Source organism: Leifsonia araucanica, assembly GCF_051161895.1.
Lineage (GTDB): Bacteria > Actinomycetota > Actinomycetes > Actinomycetales > Microbacteriaceae > Leifsonia.
Genome location: NZ_JBMBTW010000002.1, coordinates 3,087,055 through 3,104,642, shown reverse-complemented (window position 1 = coordinate 3,104,642; position 17,588 = coordinate 3,087,055). Strand labels below are relative to the sequence as shown.

The following is a 17,588-nucleotide window of genomic DNA, read 5'->3' as shown; positions in this document are numbered from 1 at the left end:
GCACGCGCTCGCGCACCGCGCACCGCACCCTGGCCTCGATGCCGGAGAATGAGGGGATGCGCGAAGCCGGGGCAGCACGGGCGGAGGAGCTGCTGCTGGCAGCGCAGGGCGAGCGTGTGCTGCTCGGGATCGCCGGCAGCCCCGGCTCCGGCAAGACGACGCTGGCCCGCGCCATCGTCGAGCGGGTGAACGAGCGCGCGGGCGGCCGCCTGCTCGCCGCGCACCTCCCGATGGACGGCTTCCACCTGGCCAACACGACACTGGATGCGCTGGGCCGCCACGACCGCAAGGGCGCGATCGACACGTTCGACGCCTGGGGTTTCGTCGCCATCCTCCACCGGGTCGCCGCCGAGCAGACGCACACCGTCTACGTGCCGGCGTTCGAGCGCACCGTGGACGAGCCGGTCGCCGCCTCCATCGCCATCGAGCCGGAGACGCGGCTGGTGGTGGTGGAGGGCAACTACCTGCTGGCCGACGCCGAGCCGTGGTCGCGCATCCCGAGCCTGCTGGCGGAGAGCTGGTTCGTGTCGACGCCGGAGGACGTGCGCCTCGCGAGGCTGATCGACAGGCACACCCGCCACGGCCGCACCCCGGAGGCGGCGGAGGCGTGGGCCCGCGAGGTCGACGACGCCAACGCCGCCCTCATCGAGTCCGGCCGGATGCGCGCGACCCGCCTCGTGGACGGCTCCCAGCCGGAAGCGCTTAGGCTCGATGAATGACTTCCGCTGAAACCTACGAAAAAGTGACCATGTTCGGCGCCGACTGGTGCCGCGACTGCATCCGCTCGAAGGCCCTCCTCGACCGTCTCGGCGCCGACTACGACTACGTCGACCTGGTCGCCACCCCGGAGCAGGCCGACGTGGCGCTCTCGATCAGCGGCCGCACGAACATCCCGGTCATCGTCTTCCCCGACGGCTCCCACCTGGTGGAGCCGACCGACCCGGAGCTGGAGGCGGCGCTCAGCCGCTAAGCACGGTCGCCTGCCAGCCTCCGGTCGAGCTGACGGAGGACGCTGTCGAAGATCAGCACTGGCGGGAACGGCTGCATGGTCACGATGCCGTCGGTCGGCGCTGCCGCTGAGAACCAGCCCCGCCCCGGAATGCGCACGACGACCCACCAGTCCTCTCCGGACGACATCCGGAACTCGATCCACGACCCATCGCCGGGGTCATCCTCGAACTGGCGGGCGTACTCCCCCTCGGGAATCGTCCACGCGTCACCGTAACCGAACTCGGGCGAGAGACCCACCCACGCGACCACATCCGTTGCCACCCTCTCCGCACTCATCGCGTAGACGTTCACCTCGGTCGGATGGGCGGACTCGGCTGACGCTCCGGCCGACCGGACGACGACAAGCTCGGCGCCTCCTGACACCGTCGTGTACATCCCCCGCGCGGAGCCGCGCCGCGTGTGAATCGTCAGGACTTTCGGCTGTTCGGCGGTGATCCCGAACGCCGCGAGAGCAGACGGCAGATCGGTTGCGCGAATCGCACCGGTGTTCGCGCACGGTGGGTTCTCGACGAACGAGAGGTCTTCCACCGCGAAATCGGCGCGCGCCGTGTGCTCCTCGTCCAGCCGAACGTCCCCACTGGCGCACGCCGCCCGCCGGATCGCGTCACTGTCCGCTGTGAGCCGCACCCAGCGCGCGATCCAGCCGAACGTCTCCTCCGCCACAATCGCCTGCGACGGCAGATAGGACGCCGCAAGGTGCACGTGGTGCTCCCCGGTGGCGAAGACCCACTTCTTCACGATGACGTCGAGGTGTGCTCCCGGGTAGGTGAAGGTGATCACCCGCCCGCTCGGCACACCGTCGACAAAGCCGACGGAACCGAAAAAGAGGTCCACGGCGATCACGTACGCCCCGGGATGCTGCTCCCCCGCGCCGACGATGGCGCCGACGGACGCTTCGGTGAGCGGCCGATCGCTCGGCACGGCCGTGACGACGATGTTCGGACGGAACACCAGCCCCGGCTCGTCCGCGACGAGCACCAGCTCCGCGCCGTCGTGGTCTTCCGTCCGCAGAAAATCGGGATACTGCACGACGATGTGCGGTGTCTTCACCTCGCGAATGAGGACCTCATCCTCGCTCCTGACCTGCCCCATGCGATGTCCGCCTTTCCTTGTCGATGTCGTGCGTTCTCCCGTGCGCCGTGCCGCTCGGCGGGAGAGCCGGGCTGCGCGCTCCGCTCGGCGCCGCAGGTCACGGCCGTCACGGAACCAGGCCGGGAGCATGAACGCGGGCATCCACCAAAACCCCAGGACGGCGGCGATGTTGAATGCTCCCCACGCGAAGAACACGAACCTTTCGCTGAACACCGTCCAGGTCGAAGCGATGCTCATGATCTGCAAATTCATCAACGCGATCCCGATGAACAGGGCGGCGAACCCACCGCAGTGGGCGAATCCGGCCCGATAGGCCCAGGTCTTCCAGCGCCCGGTGTACGAGAGGATGCCCGCAGCGACCAAGCCGATCGCGAAGATGGGCAGCAGACCCGTCACGACACACCCGCGCCCACCGGCCGGGAGCCGTGCACGCCGGGGGCGACGACCGTTTCGTCGGCGCCGCCGAGGCCATGACTTGCCTTCGCTCCGGCCCCCGCCGCCTCGCCTGCGGCTACGCCGCCGATGATGCCACCCACGATCCCCCCGATGATCGTTCCTGGACCGGGGAAGATGCTTCCGATCGCAGCGCCGACCGCCGCACCCGCCATCGCGCCCGCCGCCCCACCGACGACAGACGCAGATCCGACGGTGACGGTGTCCGAAAAGGCTTGATTCTGGCGCTGGGCATCCGTCCATTGGGGATGCCGAAGGAGCGTTTCGTTGTAGCTGTCCGCATACGTGCCCCACAGGGTCAGCCCGATGCCGGCGACGCCGAGCGCGCGACCGCCGACGCGCGCCCACGTCGGTGGAGTCCCGACGCTCGGCGATCCCGAGAACACAGGCTTGTGGTACCAGCCTTCCGGCTTACCGCCTGGCATCGCCTGCGGTTTCTGGAATCCGTCCGGCACCATGAAGCCGCTGCTAGAGGACCGCCAATACACCTTGCCCTTGTGGAGCACCTTTACCCACCCAGGCCCCGGGGAGCCATCCAGCAGGTCTAGTATCTGCGCGGCGTTCTTACCCGGAAGCACCAGCGATCCGCGGTAACGCTTCAGCGCGCCGGTGGCCAGCCCGAGAGCCGCGTCCGAGAGCATGCCGGTTCCCGGCGCGCTCGCGGCCCGTCCGCTGCCCGCCAGCTCGAATGCAGCAGCGACGCGTTCGATCCAGTCGCTGTCCGCCCTGTTCTCGGCGAGCAGCCTCTTGAACCCGCCGAGGAAGCTCACCGTGCCGAGCTTCACCCACGAACAGGTGGACGTGAAGCGGCTCCACGAGTTCCGGAGTGAGGTCAGCTCTCCCTCCATCCGTGTATTGGATGCGTTCGCCTGGCCCACGAAGATCATCAGAGCGGCAGGGTCGGCGGAGCTTCCCCCGCTTGTGCCTCCGCTCGATGTGCGCGTTCGGTCTCTCGCGGCGAAGGCCGCGGAGACGGTCGGCGCAGCATACGGAGTCTCGGAGGGTTTCGGGTCGAAGAAGTCGGGGAAGGGGGTCGGCATCGCTGCCGCGGCCGCGCGCTGTCGTTCGCGGACGACCTCGCGAGCTTTCCACGCCGCAAGGTCCGCGATCCTCTGCTCCTCCTTCTGTGCCGCGCCGATCGCGTCGTGCACGTGGCCGGCCAGGTCGTCGAGCACTCCGGCGAGCCTGACGCGGTCCTCCGATTCGGCGTCGCAGGCGGCCTCGAAGAGCCGTGCATACGCTCCGGTGAAGTGCTCCGCGGCCGTCTCCGCTGCCCGTCGACGCCCAATGCCCTGGTCGCGAAGTTCGTTGGAAGCCCTCTTCGCAGCGCCGATCAGGAGGGTGGCGTCTCCCTCGTTGAATGCAATCGTCATCGTCTGATGGTCCTTTCGCGTTATCGGCTCACCGCGTGAACAAGCGCGGTCGCCCCTCCGACACAGGCGTATCCGCGACCGGGAGTGATCGCGACAGGCGCGTTCTTCGGCAGCTTCGTGCTGAACAGCTCGCCGTCGTAATCGGTGTCCGGCTGCAGCAGCACGCCGCACCGGGCTTTGCGCACGTTCTTGGTCCAGTGGCTGTATGTGGTTCGCAGGTCGGTGGCCCGGCCCGCTGCGATGATCAGGAGACCTCGCGGCGGATTGTTGACCAGAGCCGCGATCGACTGGTCGGGGTCCTCGACCCGTTCCGCGTCGTCGATGATCAGCACGACCTGCCCGGTCTGCTCAGGCACAGAAGCCAGAAGGGCGGGCAGCTCGTCCACGTCGCGCGCCACACGGTCGAATTCTTCGTCCGCGAGCGGGGAACGGCGGTCGTGAACCGCCCACACCGCCGGGCGCTGCCCGTCCGGCAATGCCCGCAAAATCGCGGTGATCCCGAGCAGGAGCGTCGACTTGCCCGATCGTGCCGGTCCGGCGATCAGGATGTGCTCCCCTTCGTAGACCTCGAGAAGCGCCGGGGCGAGCGTGTCCTCCCGGATGCCGACGGGAAGCCGGTACGGCTCTGCGGTGAAATCCGCCTGCCCGGCGATGTCGCGGCTCTGCACCAGCTCGGGCAGCACACCGATCGCCTCCGGCTTCTGCTGCGCCCCCGACCAGCGCTCGGCGTTTTCCGCCACGGCGGCGTCGAGGCCGTGATCGGGCGTGGCGATGTGCATCTGGCGCAGGGAGAGGATGTCCACGCAGCGGCCGGGAACGGACGCCGGCACGTCCTTTCCTTTGACTCCGAGCGACGAGTAGTCATATGCGTCTGCGAGCCGGTACACCCAGCGCTGCGTGGTGACCTCATCCATCGCCGATGGAACGGCTTTGGCACGGGTTGTCGCGACGGCGAAGTGGAGTCCGACACTCGGGCCGTCCGCGTACGCGCGGTACAGGGCGTCGAGCAGCAGCTGTCCCTCATAGTCCTGGAATTCGTCTCGGAGAGTCGCGAGGCCGTCGATCAGGACGACGGCCGGCCGCTGCGGGCTGCTGCTCTCCCGGCGGCGTTGCAGTTCGGTCTGCAGAAAGCGCAGGAAGCGGACCTGCTGCTCTTTCGCCCCCTGGCCGGCTCCGACGTATGCGACCGTGTGCGGCAGGTCGGCGAGCGGGGCCAGCCCGCGCGATCTCATGTCCAGGCAGAGCAGGTCGAGTTCATCGGGTGCGTGCGTCTGCGCGAGCGCGAGTGCGAGGCTCGCGAGTGTGGTGGTCGTCCCGCTGCCCGGGATGCCCATGAGCAGCAGGTTCCCCTCGGCGAGGTCCCAGCCGGCCGGGCTCTGCCGCTGCATGGCCGGCTCGTCGGCGAGCCCGACCAGGACGACGGAGCCCTCCGCGCCGCCGACGGCCGGAATCGCCTCCCCGGACACCGGCTGCCCCTGAGCAGCAGACGACTCCGCATACCCGCTCAGCGTTACCCGTTCGCCGAGCGCCTCCGGCCAGACCTGGCGCGGCGGCGGGTAGCCCGCGGCATCGTTCGCAGCGACGACGGCGTCGATGAGGAGATCGAGGTCGTTCGCATCCGTCGGCGTCGAGGTCGCCGGCTCCGGTCGGTCGATCGGGACCCCGAAGAGCCCGACCCGACGAAACTGCACCTCTTCGGCGAGCGCCTTCTGCGCCCGGCCGGTGACGAGCGCCGTCTGGACGGGCGTGATGTCGTCCTGGCCCAGCTTCACGTACGCGCGGCCCATCTGTGCCCGCCCGATGCTCGACGCCGACGGCACACCGATGACGTTCGACGAGTCGTCGCGGCTCTGCACCCGCAGCGCAACACGCAGGTTGGTGTTGGCGAGGATGTCGTCGTTGACCACGCCGGCCGGACGCTGGGTTGCGAGGATCATGTGCACGCCCAGCGTGCGGCCGACGGCCCCGATGCTCACGAGGGATGCGAGCACATCGGGGAAGTCCTTGGCGAGCATCGCGAATTCGTCGATCACGAGCAGGAGGCGCGGGAGCGGTTCCGCCGGCTTCGTCGCCAGGTAGGCGGGCAGATTGTCGACGTCCTCTCCCGCTTGAGCGAACAGGCGCTGCCGCCGTTCCATCTCGGCTTCGAGCGACCGGAGCGCGCGGTCTGCGAGCTGCTCGTCGAGGTTGCTGATCGTGCCGATCGTGTGCGGGAGGCGCTCGCACGCTTTGAACGCGGCGCCGCCCTTGAAGTCGATCAGGATGAAGTTCACCTGCGTCGGGTCGTTGCGCGCGGCCAAACCGGCGACGAGGGAACGAAGGAACTCGGATTTTCCCGAGCCCGTCGTTCCACCGACCAGACCGTGTGGTCCGTCCTTGACGATATCGAGGCTGAGCGGTCCAGCCTCGCCGAGGCCGACCGGCGTCGAGATGCCCGACGACGTGGCCCACAGTTCGCGCACCGTATCGGCGTTCATGGTCTCGATGTCGAGCAGCTCGGGCAGCCGCACGAGGGACGGCAGGGATGCGCCAGGCACCACGAGCTCGGGGTCCTCGAAGTGCGCAAGGGTGCGAGCACAGGTCTCCGCATCCTCGATGGTCACCCCGGCGAGGATGACCTGATCGATGCGGCCCGCGTCGTCGGCGTGCTGCACGACGCACGCGGCGTCCGGCCCGACCTCGACGACGGTGGTGCAGGATGCGGGGAGCTGATCGACCGTCCCGGCGATGACGATCCCGGATGCGCTGCGCGACGCAGCCTGCGACGCCGCCGCAGAACCCGGCGTGATTCGCCCGTAGCCGAGAAGGTCGCGAGCGGGAGCATCCCTGCCCTCCGTGAGAACGTTGGAGTCGATCACCGTGAGCATGGCAGGAGTCGGGAGCCCTTCGATCCCGTCCAGCAGGCCGCGGAGCATCGTCGCGCTCTGTTCGCGCTGGTTCGACATCCATCGTGCGCCGTCGCTGGTTCCCGCCTGCCGTGTCTGCGGCAGCCACGACGCCCACTCCCATTCGCTTTCCCGGCCTTCGTCGCAGAACACGCTGATGGTGAGGTCGGCCGGACCGCAGTGGACGGCCGCCTGCACGACCAGGCTCCGTGCGAGCGCGAGGCACCCGTCGCGGTCGCCCACGATCCCGATGACGCCTGCCCCGCTGATGTCCGCGATGACCGGCGCCGATGACAGCCTCCCCTGAGCGAGCACCTCCTTCACGCGGTCGTCCAGGCGAAAGACGCCGCGCAGATCCAGGTCCGGTTTCCACGGCACATCGCCGCTGCCGATGTGCAGCGCAAGGAAGTCGGCCTGATCCGCCCGCCTGTGCCAGAGATGCGTCGACGGGAGCGCAGGGCGGCGGAGGACGATCGACGGATCGGGAACCGCATCCTGCCGTCGAAGCGTCTCGATCCGTGCCGCTTCGACGATCTCGTTCTGGAGGTCGGCCAGTGCCGCAGTGAAGCGGGCGTCCTCCTCCTGAAGGTTCTTCGCGCGGCGCCGACGCTGCTCGAAGTACATCCCGATCGCCATGACCGGGCTCAGGAGGGCGAACATCGCGAAGCGCATGTCTCCGAGGACGGCCACGAGGACGCCGGCCATCACGAGCGGGGCGAGCACCGCGATGAGGTTGAACTTCGACGCGGGAGGGACGTCTTTCGGCGAGGGGGGAAGCACCGGCTCGCCCGCTTCGGCCTGACCGAGTCTCGGCGGCCGGTTGAACGGCGCGGTCGCAGCCAGGGTGAGGTTCTGCAACGATCCCGGGGCGGGAGCGGTCGGCTCGATCAGGTCCGGCCGAACCGCGAGGACCGCACCTCCGACGATGACGGTGGCCGGCCCGGTCAGCAGCACGCCATCGTCGCCCGCCGGCTCGCCGTTGACGATGGTGCCGTTCGTGGAGCCGGCGTCCCTGATGCGGACCCCATCGTCGACGAGCTCCACCGTGCAGTGATTCCAGGATGCACTCTCCGTCGGGAGCACCACATCGGCACCGGGTGCGCGGCCGAGCACCATGGCTCGGTGTCTCGGAACGGCGACGACCTGCCCGGCGCCGGCGCCTCCGGAGACCGCGATGCTCCATTCGCCGATGCCGCGCACCGGTTCCGGTGCGGTCCGCGAAATCCTCGACCCCTCGAGAATGGTCAGGGCCTTCAGCTCGGTCGTCGCCGCCACCGGCGCACCATCGAGGAACACTTGCTCGTCCGCGTTCAGACGCAGGCCGCTCGCGGACGCGATGAGCTGCGCGAGCGTCGACTGCGGCTGCCAGGCCTCCACGTCGATCCGTTCGCGAGAGCCGTCGAGATCAATCACAACCCGCATCCGGGCACCCCTCCTGGTCGGTCGTTCTGCTGCGTCGGACTGCTCACTCGCCGGCCGGCTCGGAGAACCAGCTCAGGGTGAGACTCTCCGGGTTGTGCGGGCGGAGGCCGAGCTGCTGACTCGTCGCGTGCAGCACCCTGGTCTTCTGCGACACGACCTGAGCGTCGGCGAAGTCCAGGTCGGCTCCCGCGACTCCGTCGGCGGCCGTGAGCTTCAGGTCGGCGAGGCCACGTCGCACGTTCTCCGGCTTCGCTCCCCCACCCTTCGAGGCAGCGGAGACGAGAGCGATGACGGCGTCGTGGCTGCGGACATCCGCCCACGACGCGACGTCGGCGAACGGAGCATCCGCACTCAGGTTGGTCGCCTTCGCATCGTCTGCGAGCTGCCTGAGCGCCTGCAGGTACGCGGACATGGCCCGGCCGCTCGCGTTCCGGCCGAGTGCGACGGTGTCCTCCGCGCCGCTCCCGACCGTTCGAAGGGCGGACGACACGGCGCCGCCGCGTTCGCCGAGCGTCTGCGTGAACACCGGGCTCACCGCTGAGGGACCCAGGACGATCGGGACGGACACCTTCCTGAACTCGAGCGCGGCGACCAGGTCGGCCATCGCCTGCGGATGACCGTCGATGACGAGCGCGTCGACGCGCGACGCACCGTCTGTGTCCTCCGCCGGAGCGTCGCCTTCGCGCTCTCCGCCCGCGTACGCTCCGTGGGCTGCCCGGTCCGCGCCGGCTCGTCGCGCAACGTCGTCCGCGAACTCACCGAGGTCACGGCCGTCGGCGCGGAGCGCGTCGGCGACCACCACGGCGCCCTGGCTCTCACCACCGAGGTCGAGTAGTAGCGGATGATCGTACGCGGCAAGCGCACGCTTCATCGCCGAACCGAGCTGACCGGTTCCGGGGGCCATCGACCACACACCGTCGAGCCGTCCGGCGTCGGCGGGTATCGAGGCGTATGGCAGGACCAGTGGGATGCCCGCCTCGCTCGCGGCCGAAGCAGCAGCGGCGACGTGGGGCCCGGAGGACGCGACGACGATTCCGGACACTCCCTTCGCGGCGAGCCGGGCGACGGCCTCCGCGCCGCCTTTCGCGGAGCCACGATCGTCTTCGACGAGCAGGGTGACCTTCGATCCGCCCCGCGCGATCCGGTGTTGAGCAACGACCGCACCGTGCGAAGCCGGCCCCCATTCGGACCCTTCGACCCTCCCCTGACCCAGCGTGACGATCACCCCGATCGCCATTCCGTCGGGTGCTTTCAGCTGCGAGAGCGCCACCGGGACCGTCGCGGCAACCGGATCGGGCACGGGCTTGGAGCCGGCCAACAGGACCACGATGGTCACCACGCCGGCCATCACCACCGTGCCGGCACCAGCGCCGGCAAGCGCGAGCAACCGGCGGCGCCCCGAGCGCACCGAGCGCGCCGAGCACCCCGAGGACTCAGAGTGCACCGAGGGCTCCGCCGTCTCGGGAACCGTCTCCTCGCTCACTTCTTTCCGCTCTTTCCGCTCGCGAGCGCGAACGAGTAGATCGTCTGCGATGTCGTACCCTCCGGCACATCGAGCTTGAATGCGGGCAACGACGTCGTCTTGCCAACGGCCGACCGGAACTGAGCGATGCGCAACAGGATCGATGCCACATCGTGCTCTCGCACATTCGCATAGCCCGAAGCGTGCTGAGAAGCCTGGGCGAGCTGGTAGTCGGCCGTGTCGGAGAGTGCAGCGCTCGACGACATCGCCCCGAGAATGCCCGAGCCGCGCACGGTGGGGTCGCCCAGATCGAGCAGCACCTTGTTCAAGCTGTCGGTGAGCAGCGCAGACGCAGCCTCGATATCGCGGACGGACCTGGATGTGCTGAGCTCGATGCTCTCGAGCGCGCTGGTGGTGCGCTCATCGAGGGCCTGTGTGGCCTGCGCCATACTCGTGTCGAGCCGGGCCTTTCGATCGTCGACGAGATCGCGTCCGTTCACCAGCGACGACGCTGCCGACGACCGGAGGCCGTCGATCAGGGCCTGGTACGACGTGGAGAGCTCGTCATGGGTGAGCGTGCGCCGGGCGTTCAGCTTCGCGATCCGGTCCTCGGAATCCTCCGTGACGGCCTTCTCGGTATCCGTCGCCGCTGTGTGGAAGGCATCCTGGATGTCCGCGGCCAGCGCGTCGTGCTCGGCCTGAGCCGTGTCCAGCTTCTGACCGACGATCTCACTGGCCGCGATGGCCTCGCTGATGAACCGCTCGAGCTCTTTGCCCGGCTGAAGCGACGATTGGTCCTTGATGCTGTCGAGCGTCGCGCTGATCGTGGTGTGGAGGCTGGTGAGCGCGGTCGCGAGCTTCGAGACGGACGAGGTCGGCGACTCGACATCCACGGCCGCGGCCGCCGTGTCGACCGCGGCGGCGATCGTCGCCAGCCGGCTCACGGAGGTGCCGTTCTGTGGCCTGTCCGCCACCGCCTGGCGAGTTCCGTCGCACTTTCTGTCGTCCAGCTGCGCCCGGATGGCCTCCGCTTTTTTGGGATCTGTGACGTCTCCGTCTTCGATCAGCGTGCAGAGCATGCTCGCGATGAGCTCCTGCTGAGACTGCACGCTGTCGTCGCCGATCAGGCCGTCTCTGATGCCGATGAGATCGTCACGCAGCGCGCCGAGCGTGTCTGCGGATGCTCGCGCGGACGTGACCGAATCGAGCAGCTGCTTCCAGAACCGCTGATCGCTCGCATGGCTGTTCACTTCGCGGGCCGACTCCTCGATCTGGCCGAGAAGGCTGGTCAGTTCCTGGTGAGCCAGACGCCCATCGGCGATGGTCGGCGTCTCCAGGCTGCTGACGAGCAGCTGCCCGCTGTCGACGAGGGCCACGAGGCTCGCCAGCACGGTCTCCGTGCTCTGGAAGAGCGAACAGGTGGCCGACGTTCGTGCGGAAGCGGCGCAGGCCGTCCCGTCCGGCACTTCCGGGCCGATCACGCTGCTGACCTCGGCGAGGATATCATCCCGGCATCCCTCCGACGCATCGGCGTACCCGCCGAGCAGGCCCGAGAGGTACAGGAACATCGAGAAGACGGTGCCGTCGCCGTCATCCTGGAGCATCGTCGCAGCGCATCCGGTGCCGTCGATCAGCGTCGGCGCGTCTGCCGCCGTGTTTCCGAACAGGGACGCCATCGAGTGCACGATGCGAGAGAGCTCGGCCGACATCGCGGACGAGGTTCCGGTGAGCGAGCTGTTCAGAGAGCTCTCGAGCGATGTGACCTGACCGGACAGCGCGCTCATCTCCGCCGTCAGCTGCTTCGAACTCGTGGTCAGGCCCTGCGACGCCCTGACTCCGAGCCTGCCGGACGTGTCGTTGAGGTTCTTGCGCACCTCGGTGATCGTTCCTCCGGCCCGAGTGAGGACATCGTTCACGTCGGCGACGAGACTGATCGTCTGCTGCTGGGCCGCGAGCTCGGAGTCCGGCCTGCTGTCGAACGCGGACGCCATCGCGCCGGTGAAGCTGAGATCGGCGTGGATGCCCGCTTGCACGGCGATGTCGAAGGACGGCACCTCGAAATCCTTCACGTCGGCAACGAGCCGGAACGTCGCGGTGGCTGCGGACTGCGGCGGCGCAAGAAGCGCACCCCACTGGATGACGCTCCCGTTGTCTCCCGACGCACTGACGACACCGTTGGTGCGCCGCTCCGACTCTGCGTCGAACACGATGTGTCCTGGGGAGGTCTCGGGGATCACCGTCGAAGCGGCGATGCTCAGCGGAGTGCCAACGAGCGCCGGCGTCGTCCTGGATTCCCCGACGACGTCGTACGTGACGTTCTCCGACGCCACCAGCAGGTTCTCGAGCGTCAGCTCGATGTCGACGCGCCCGCTGTATCCGGCGATGTCAGCCAGGTCGGCGCCGGTGCCGTCAGCCGTGCGGTACCGCGTGGTCACCCGCACGGGAAGCGTGTCCACGGCGTCGGCGACGCTGTACTCCGTCGTCGTGCTCGACGCAGCACCCGTGCCGTCGTCCACGAAAAACGCTGTGCCGTTGACGGCCTGGATCTTGCCGCTCGGAGCGAGCTCGACGCGCACGGACTGGAGCACCCGCGTGGCCTGCGCCTCCTCCTCGCTGAGCATCGTGCAGCCGGTCGTGGCGGCCAGGACACCGACGAGGGCGATGGCGCAGATCCGGCGCATCGCCCCTGCTCGGCGCTGTGCCCGCGCGCTTCGTGCGACGTTCGTCATCTGTGTTTCCTCGTTCGGGTGCAGGATGGTGGAGAAATCTATATTTACATAGTTTGCTATACATTTGGTATTTCTTACACCTGTCCCATAGTGTGATGGGCAGGCCCGGAGCCCCGGGTCCTTCGCTCAATCCATGGAGGTTTCGCTTATGTCGCGTGTGCTCTCAACCGAGGAGGCCAAGGCGGCGATCCGCCAGGTTCAGTCGATCCTCAACGGTGGTTTCACCGACCAGATCAGCCAGCTCGACGCACAGGGCAAGGTCCTGTCCGACCCGAATGTGTGGGACGGCCCTCTCGCCACCCAGTTCCGCGGCTCCGTCTGGCCGGAGACGAAGACTGCTCTCGACAAGGTGAAGACCGAGCTCGAGGAACTTCGTTCGCAGCTCGAGCAGATCTCGCAGAACATCTTCACCGCGGGCGGCGGCGCGTAGCTGCCACAGGCGCGATACGGACGACACCGTTCGTTCCGTCCGCCGAGGAGAGCCTTCAGGCTGATCAGTGGTCCTCGTCACGACCGCTGACGCCTGGAGGCTCTCCGTGCTGAGTCGAGGGGATCTGGAGTACGGCGTGGATGAGAGGACGACCTGATGTCGCTGCCGCAGCCCGGCGACGCCCTCGGCGCATCGTATCGACTGGTCGAACGCATCGGCTCCGGCGCCGCCGGGGACGTCTGGATCGCCGAACCCGTCGCCGGAGGGGTCGGCGTCGCCGCGAAGATCCTCAAGCCGGAGCATGCGAACGACCCGGCTCTGGTCGAGCGTTTCGTGCGTGAACGATCCGTGTTGCTCGGACTGCGTCACGAGCACATCGTGGACGTGCGCGACCTCGTGGTCGAGGGTTCCACTCTCGCGATCGTCATGGAGTACCTCTCCGGAGGGTCGCTGCGTGACCTCCTCGCAGATAACGGGCCTCTGGCGGCGAGCGACGCGCTCGCGCTCTGCTCGCAGGTCTTCCACGCCCTCTCGGTCGCGCACGCACAGCGCGTCACGCACCGCGACATCAAGCCGGACAACGTCCTGCTGACCGAGGCGTGGCAGCCCGGGCAGCGCCGCACGGTCCGCGTCACGGATTTCGGTATCGCGTCGGTGGTCAGCGAGCGGAACCGGGAGACGACGGGGCTCCTCGGAACCCCGCTGTACATGGCGCCGGAGCTGATCAGTCACGGGCAGACGACGCCGGCAGCGGATGTCTATTCGGCCGGGGTGATGCTCTACGAGTTGCTGGCGGGGCGCACTCCCTTCGCCGGCCCCGGCACCGACTTCTCCGTCGCGTACCGCCATGTCACATCCCTGCCGCCCCGGCTGGACCTGCCGGATCCGCTGTGGGAGGCGCTGGACAGCCTGCTGGCGAAGGACCCGCGGCGGCGCCCGTCGGCGGCCGACGCCGCCGCACTGCTCGCACAGCTGGCCACGCGCTTCAGCACCCTGCCAGCACTCGAAGCGCTTCCGGAGACGGAGACGTTCGTCGAGATCGAGCGACCGGCGACGATGCTGCGTGGTGACCTGATATCCAGCGCTCCTGACCTGCCCGACGATGTTTCTCCGCTCGCCGCCGAGTCCCCCGACCTCGGCGACTCCGGCGGTCAGACGATGCTGCGCCCGATGCGCCGCAGCGCCCCCCTCTCCGTCCCGGCTGCCCCTGCGCCGCAGAAGCCGACGGGGCGCCCCGCATGGATGACGACGAAGACGATCACACTCGGCACCGCTGGCATCGTGGTGCTTGCGGGCTTCGGCGTGTGGCTGGCCGTCGCATTCGGAGGCGGAACGGGGAAGCCGGAGGCATCGTCCGCTCAGAAGCTCCAGGCCTCACAGCAAGACCAGCCTCTCCCGACAGGGCTGACCGTGTCGCGCTCCGCGGAGTTCGACCCTGACACCCGCCGCGTCTCCCTCACCGTCACGTACACGGCGCAGAAGGCTCCGCTCTCCGGGTCGTTCTTCCAGGCGGTCCCCTCGGTCGGCGACCGCTCCGCCTGCCCCGCCGTCGCGTGGAAGGGCGCCGATGGCACCAAGCACCAGGCATCCACGACCGGCATCACGGCCGAGTGCGGCTGGAAACTCGACGGCCTGACGGTGCCCCAGAACGGACGGGTCACCGCGACGGGCACGTTCATCGCGTCCGTCGCGGACGGCGCCGAGCTCAACGCGTGGCTGGCGATGGCCGCGTCGATGACCACCGACGCCATGACCGACAGTGCAAGCGTTTCCACCGCGTACCCCGTGCAGCGTCTGCTGAACATCAGCGTCTCCGTGCCGCCGCGGACCGTGAGTCAGACGCCCCTTCCCGTCACCCTGCTTCCGGTCTGGCCGAGCGGTCCTGACGAAGTGAACCCGCTGTTCCGCAGTCCATCGACGGGACCTCCGTCCCAGATGCTCACCGACGTCGCCGGCCCGCTCGACACGGTGCGCTTCGCGGACGGGTGCTCCGGTGCTGTCGCCGTCTCGTCCGACGGTCGCACCGTCACGGCGCTCTCGGTGACATCGGACTGCCGGCTCCGCGCGTCGGTCGGGAACTTCACGGACCTGGAGAGCTCCCCGTTCGCCATCACGACGAGGGAATGACGCGCGGCGCTCAGGCGCGAGCGGCGCTCAGCTTTTAGCCCAACCGCCCCGGGGCACCGTGCCCCGGGCACACCAGCCGCGGGCGACGGGATGCGATCAGTTCGGTCGTCGCCAGCGCTTGCGCTTTGTCGCTGATCAGCAGCCGCGGCATCTGCACGAGCCTGCCCTTCGAGACGCGCACGGCGTCCCCGGCGAAAATCACGCCGCGCCACTCCACGACGATGTGGCCGTCGGTGTGCCCGGGAGCGGGGATGGCGACGAGGCCGGGCAGGATCTCCGTCTCGGCAGCATCCGGGAGTTCGTGCAGGTCGGCCGGCACCTCGGTCTTCGGGTAGACGCGGCCGAGGAACCTCCGGAAGCCGGTCGACGGCGGCGTCTCTCCGCGCAGCACGGCGGCGTCGGCGCGGCCGATCCAGACCCGGGCGCCCGTCTCGCGCTGCAGCGCGGCGGCCGATCCGGCGTGGTCGGGGTCGTAGTGCGTGAGGACGATGTCCGTCACCGGCGGCAGGCCGCGCGCCTCCCGGAGCTCGGCGGCCAGTTTCGCCGCACCGCCCGGGGTCCCGGTGTCGATGACGACAGCGGCGTCTCCGGTGTCGACGAGGTACGCGTTGGCGCCGGTGGCCTTCTGCAGGCGGTAGACGCCGTCGGTGAGGAGCTGCATGCGCTCAGCTTTGCACCGTCGCCCGGGAGGCGCATCCATTCAGTTGTCACCCTGCACAATGCCATCCACATCTCCTGTTGGACAGCTGACTCGTGCGGGCGGATGCTGACGGTATGGAGTACACACATCTGGGCCGGTCCGGCCTGAAAGTCTCTCGACTCGCACTCGGCACGATGAACTTCGGTCCGCAGACCAGCGAGGACGACTCGTTCGCCATCATGGATGCGGCGCACGGGTACGGCATCAACTATTTCGACACGGCCAACGTCTACGGGCAGCACCGCGGCAAGGGCGCGACGGAGTCGATCATCGGCGACTGGTTCGCGAAGGGTGACGGCCGCCGCGAGCGCACAGTGCTCGCCACCAAGCTCTACGGCGACATGGGCGACTGGCCCAACGACGGCAAGCTCTCCGCGCTGAACATCCGGCGCGCGCTCGACGCCAGCCTCAGCAGGCTGAAGACCGACTACATCGACATCTACCAGTTCCACCACGTCGACAGGGACACCCCGTGGGACGAGATCTGGCAGGCGATGGAGGTCGCCGTCGCGCAGGGCAAGATCCTGTACGCCGGTTCGAGCAACTTCGCCGGCTGGCACATCGCCACCGCGCAGGCGGAGGCCCGCAAGCGCAACTACACCGGTCTGGTCAGCGAGCAGTCGATCTACAACCTCCTGACCCGTCAGGTGGAGCTCGAAGTGCTGCCGGCCGCGCAGGCGAACGGCGTGGGCGTCATCGCCTGGTCCCCGCTGCACGGCGGTCTGCTCGGCGGTGTCGTGCGCAAGCAGAACGAGGGCAAGCGCCGCCTGGAAGGGCGCGCCGCGGAGACCCTCGAGAAGCACCGGGATGCTGTGGAGGCGTATGAGGCGTTCGCCGACGAGCTCGGCCACGAGCCGGGAGACATCGCGCTCGCCTGGCTGCTCGCGCAGCCGGCCGTGACGGCGCCGATCATCGGGCCGCGCACGATGGAGCAACTGGATGCGGCGGTCCGTGCCGTCGACGTCACCCTCGACGAGGCCGCACTCGCGCGCCTGGACGAGATCTTCCCTGGCCACAAGACAGCACCGGAGGACTACGCCTGGTGAGAACACGCAGAATCGCCGACGTCGAGGTGAGCGCGATCGGCCTGGGCGGCATGCCCATGTCGATCGAGGGCCGCCCGGACGACGAGCGCTCCATCGCCACCATCCACGCGGCACTCGACGCGGGCGTCACCTTCATCGACACGGCGGACGCATACCATCTGCACGCCGACGAGGTCGGTCACAACGAGTCGCTGATCGCCGGCGCCGTGCGCAGCTGGGGCGGGGACGCATCCACTGTTCTGATCGCCACCAAGGGCGGCCACCTCCGTCCCGGCGACGGCAGCTGGTACGTCGACGGCCGCCCCGAGTACATCAAGGAGGCCGCGAAGGCGTCGCTCGCGCGGCTCGGCGGCGACGCGATCGGGCTGTACCAGTTCCACCGTCCGGACCCCGAGGTGCCGTACGAGGATTCGGTCGGCGCGATCCGCGATCTGCTCGACGACGGCGTGATCCGTCTCGCCGGGATCTCGAACGCGAACCCCGAGCAGATCCGTCAGGCGCAGGAGATCCTCGGCGGCCGTCTCGCGTCGGTGCAGAACCAGTTCTCGCCGGCCTTCCGGTCGAGCGAGCCCGAGCTGGAGCTGGCCGACGAACTCGGCATCGCGTTCCTGCCGTGGAGCCCGCTGGGCGGCATCACGTCGGCCGCGGCGCTCGGCGACCGGTTCGCACCGTTCCAGCAGGTCGCGGATGCGCGCGGCGTCAGCCCGCAGGTCGTCGCGCTCGCCTGGCACCTCGCCAAGAGCCCGCACGTCATCCCGATCCCCGGAGCATCACGCCCGGAGTCGATCCGTGACTCGGCCACCGCGGCCGACCTGACGCTCACCCCCGAGGAGTTGGCCGCGCTCGACGCCGCCTGAC

At 68.8% G+C, this 17,588-nt stretch carries 12 protein-coding genes; 6 read left to right on the top strand and 6 right to left on the bottom strand.

What is annotated here, in order from left to right; all coding sequences use genetic code 11:
- Nucleotides 1–38 precede the first annotated feature (38 nt).
- Both ACN6M5_RS15035 and ACN6M5_RS15030 read left to right on the top strand, forming a co-directional pair.
- Nucleotides 39–719, top strand: a complete 681-nt coding sequence (locus ACN6M5_RS15035; RefSeq protein WP_434951012.1) for a nucleoside/nucleotide kinase family protein — start codon at nt 39–41, stop codon at nt 717–719.
- Complete coding sequence (locus ACN6M5_RS15030) at nt 716–970, top strand: glutaredoxin family protein (protein ID WP_434951010.1); 255 nt, start codon at nt 716–718, stop codon at nt 968–970. The genes ACN6M5_RS15035 and ACN6M5_RS15030 overlap by 4 nt, the downstream gene beginning before the upstream one ends.
- Here ACN6M5_RS15030 and ACN6M5_RS15025 read toward each other — a convergent pair.
- From ACN6M5_RS15025 to ACN6M5_RS15005, 5 genes are read right to left on the bottom strand one after another with little or no spacing between them, the layout of a single operon-like run.
- On the bottom strand, nt 967–2,499 hold the full coding sequence (locus tag ACN6M5_RS15025) for a hypothetical protein (protein ID WP_434951008.1): 1,533 nt from the start codon (nt 2,497–2,499) through the stop codon (nt 967–969). The genes ACN6M5_RS15030 and ACN6M5_RS15025 overlap by 4 nt on opposite strands.
- Complete coding sequence (locus tag ACN6M5_RS15020) at nt 2,496–3,929, bottom strand: glycine zipper domain-containing protein (RefSeq protein ID WP_434951006.1); 1,434 nt, start codon at nt 3,927–3,929, stop codon at nt 2,496–2,498. The genes ACN6M5_RS15025 and ACN6M5_RS15020 overlap by 4 nt, the downstream gene beginning before the upstream one ends.
- Before the next feature lie 20 nt (nt 3,930–3,949).
- On the bottom strand, nt 3,950–8,236 hold the full coding sequence (locus ACN6M5_RS15015; protein WP_434951004.1) for a type VII secretion EssC family protein: 4,287 nt from the start codon (nt 8,234–8,236) through the stop codon (nt 3,950–3,952).
- Between the two features lie 43 nt (nt 8,237–8,279).
- A complete protein-coding gene (locus ACN6M5_RS15010) occupies nt 8,280–9,680 on the bottom strand; it encodes a hypothetical protein (RefSeq protein WP_434951002.1) in 1,401 nt (466 codons plus the stop codon).
- A 35-nt stretch (nt 9,681–9,715) separates the two neighbouring features.
- Entirely contained in the window at nt 9,716–12,427 is a 2,712-nt protein-coding gene (locus ACN6M5_RS15005; RefSeq protein WP_434951000.1) for a spectrin repeat-containing protein, read from the bottom strand.
- Between the two features lie 148 nt (nt 12,428–12,575).
- On the opposite strand from ACN6M5_RS15005, the gene ACN6M5_RS15000 reads away from it, so the two are divergent.
- Both ACN6M5_RS15000 and ACN6M5_RS14995 read left to right on the top strand, forming a co-directional pair.
- Entirely contained in the window at nt 12,576–12,857 is a 282-nt protein-coding gene (locus ACN6M5_RS15000; protein ID WP_434950998.1) for a pyrophosphorylase, read from the top strand.
- Between the two features lie 156 nt (nt 12,858–13,013).
- A complete protein-coding gene (locus tag ACN6M5_RS14995) occupies nt 13,014–14,984 on the top strand; it encodes a serine/threonine-protein kinase (RefSeq protein WP_434950996.1) in 1,971 nt (656 codons plus the stop codon).
- Nucleotides 14,985–15,018: 34 nt separating this feature from the next.
- On the opposite strand, the gene ACN6M5_RS14990 is transcribed toward ACN6M5_RS14995, so the two are convergent.
- Nucleotides 15,019–15,645, bottom strand: coding sequence for an MBL fold metallo-hydrolase (locus ACN6M5_RS14990; RefSeq protein WP_434950994.1), 627 nt, complete (start codon nt 15,643–15,645; stop codon nt 15,019–15,021).
- A gap of 113 nt (nt 15,646–15,758) precedes the next feature.
- Between ACN6M5_RS14990 and ACN6M5_RS14985 the strand changes: the two genes are divergently transcribed.
- Nucleotides 15,759–16,730: an aldo/keto reductase gene (locus ACN6M5_RS14985; RefSeq protein WP_085369694.1), complete on the top strand. Its 972-nt coding sequence runs from the start codon at nt 15,759–15,761 to the stop codon at nt 16,728–16,730.
- Nucleotides 16,727–17,587, top strand: coding sequence for an aldo/keto reductase (locus tag ACN6M5_RS14980; RefSeq protein ID WP_434950992.1), 861 nt, complete (start codon nt 16,727–16,729; stop codon nt 17,585–17,587). Before ACN6M5_RS14985 ends, ACN6M5_RS14980 begins: the two co-directional genes overlap by 4 nt.
- The last annotated feature ends 1 nt before the right edge of the window (nt 17,588 follow it).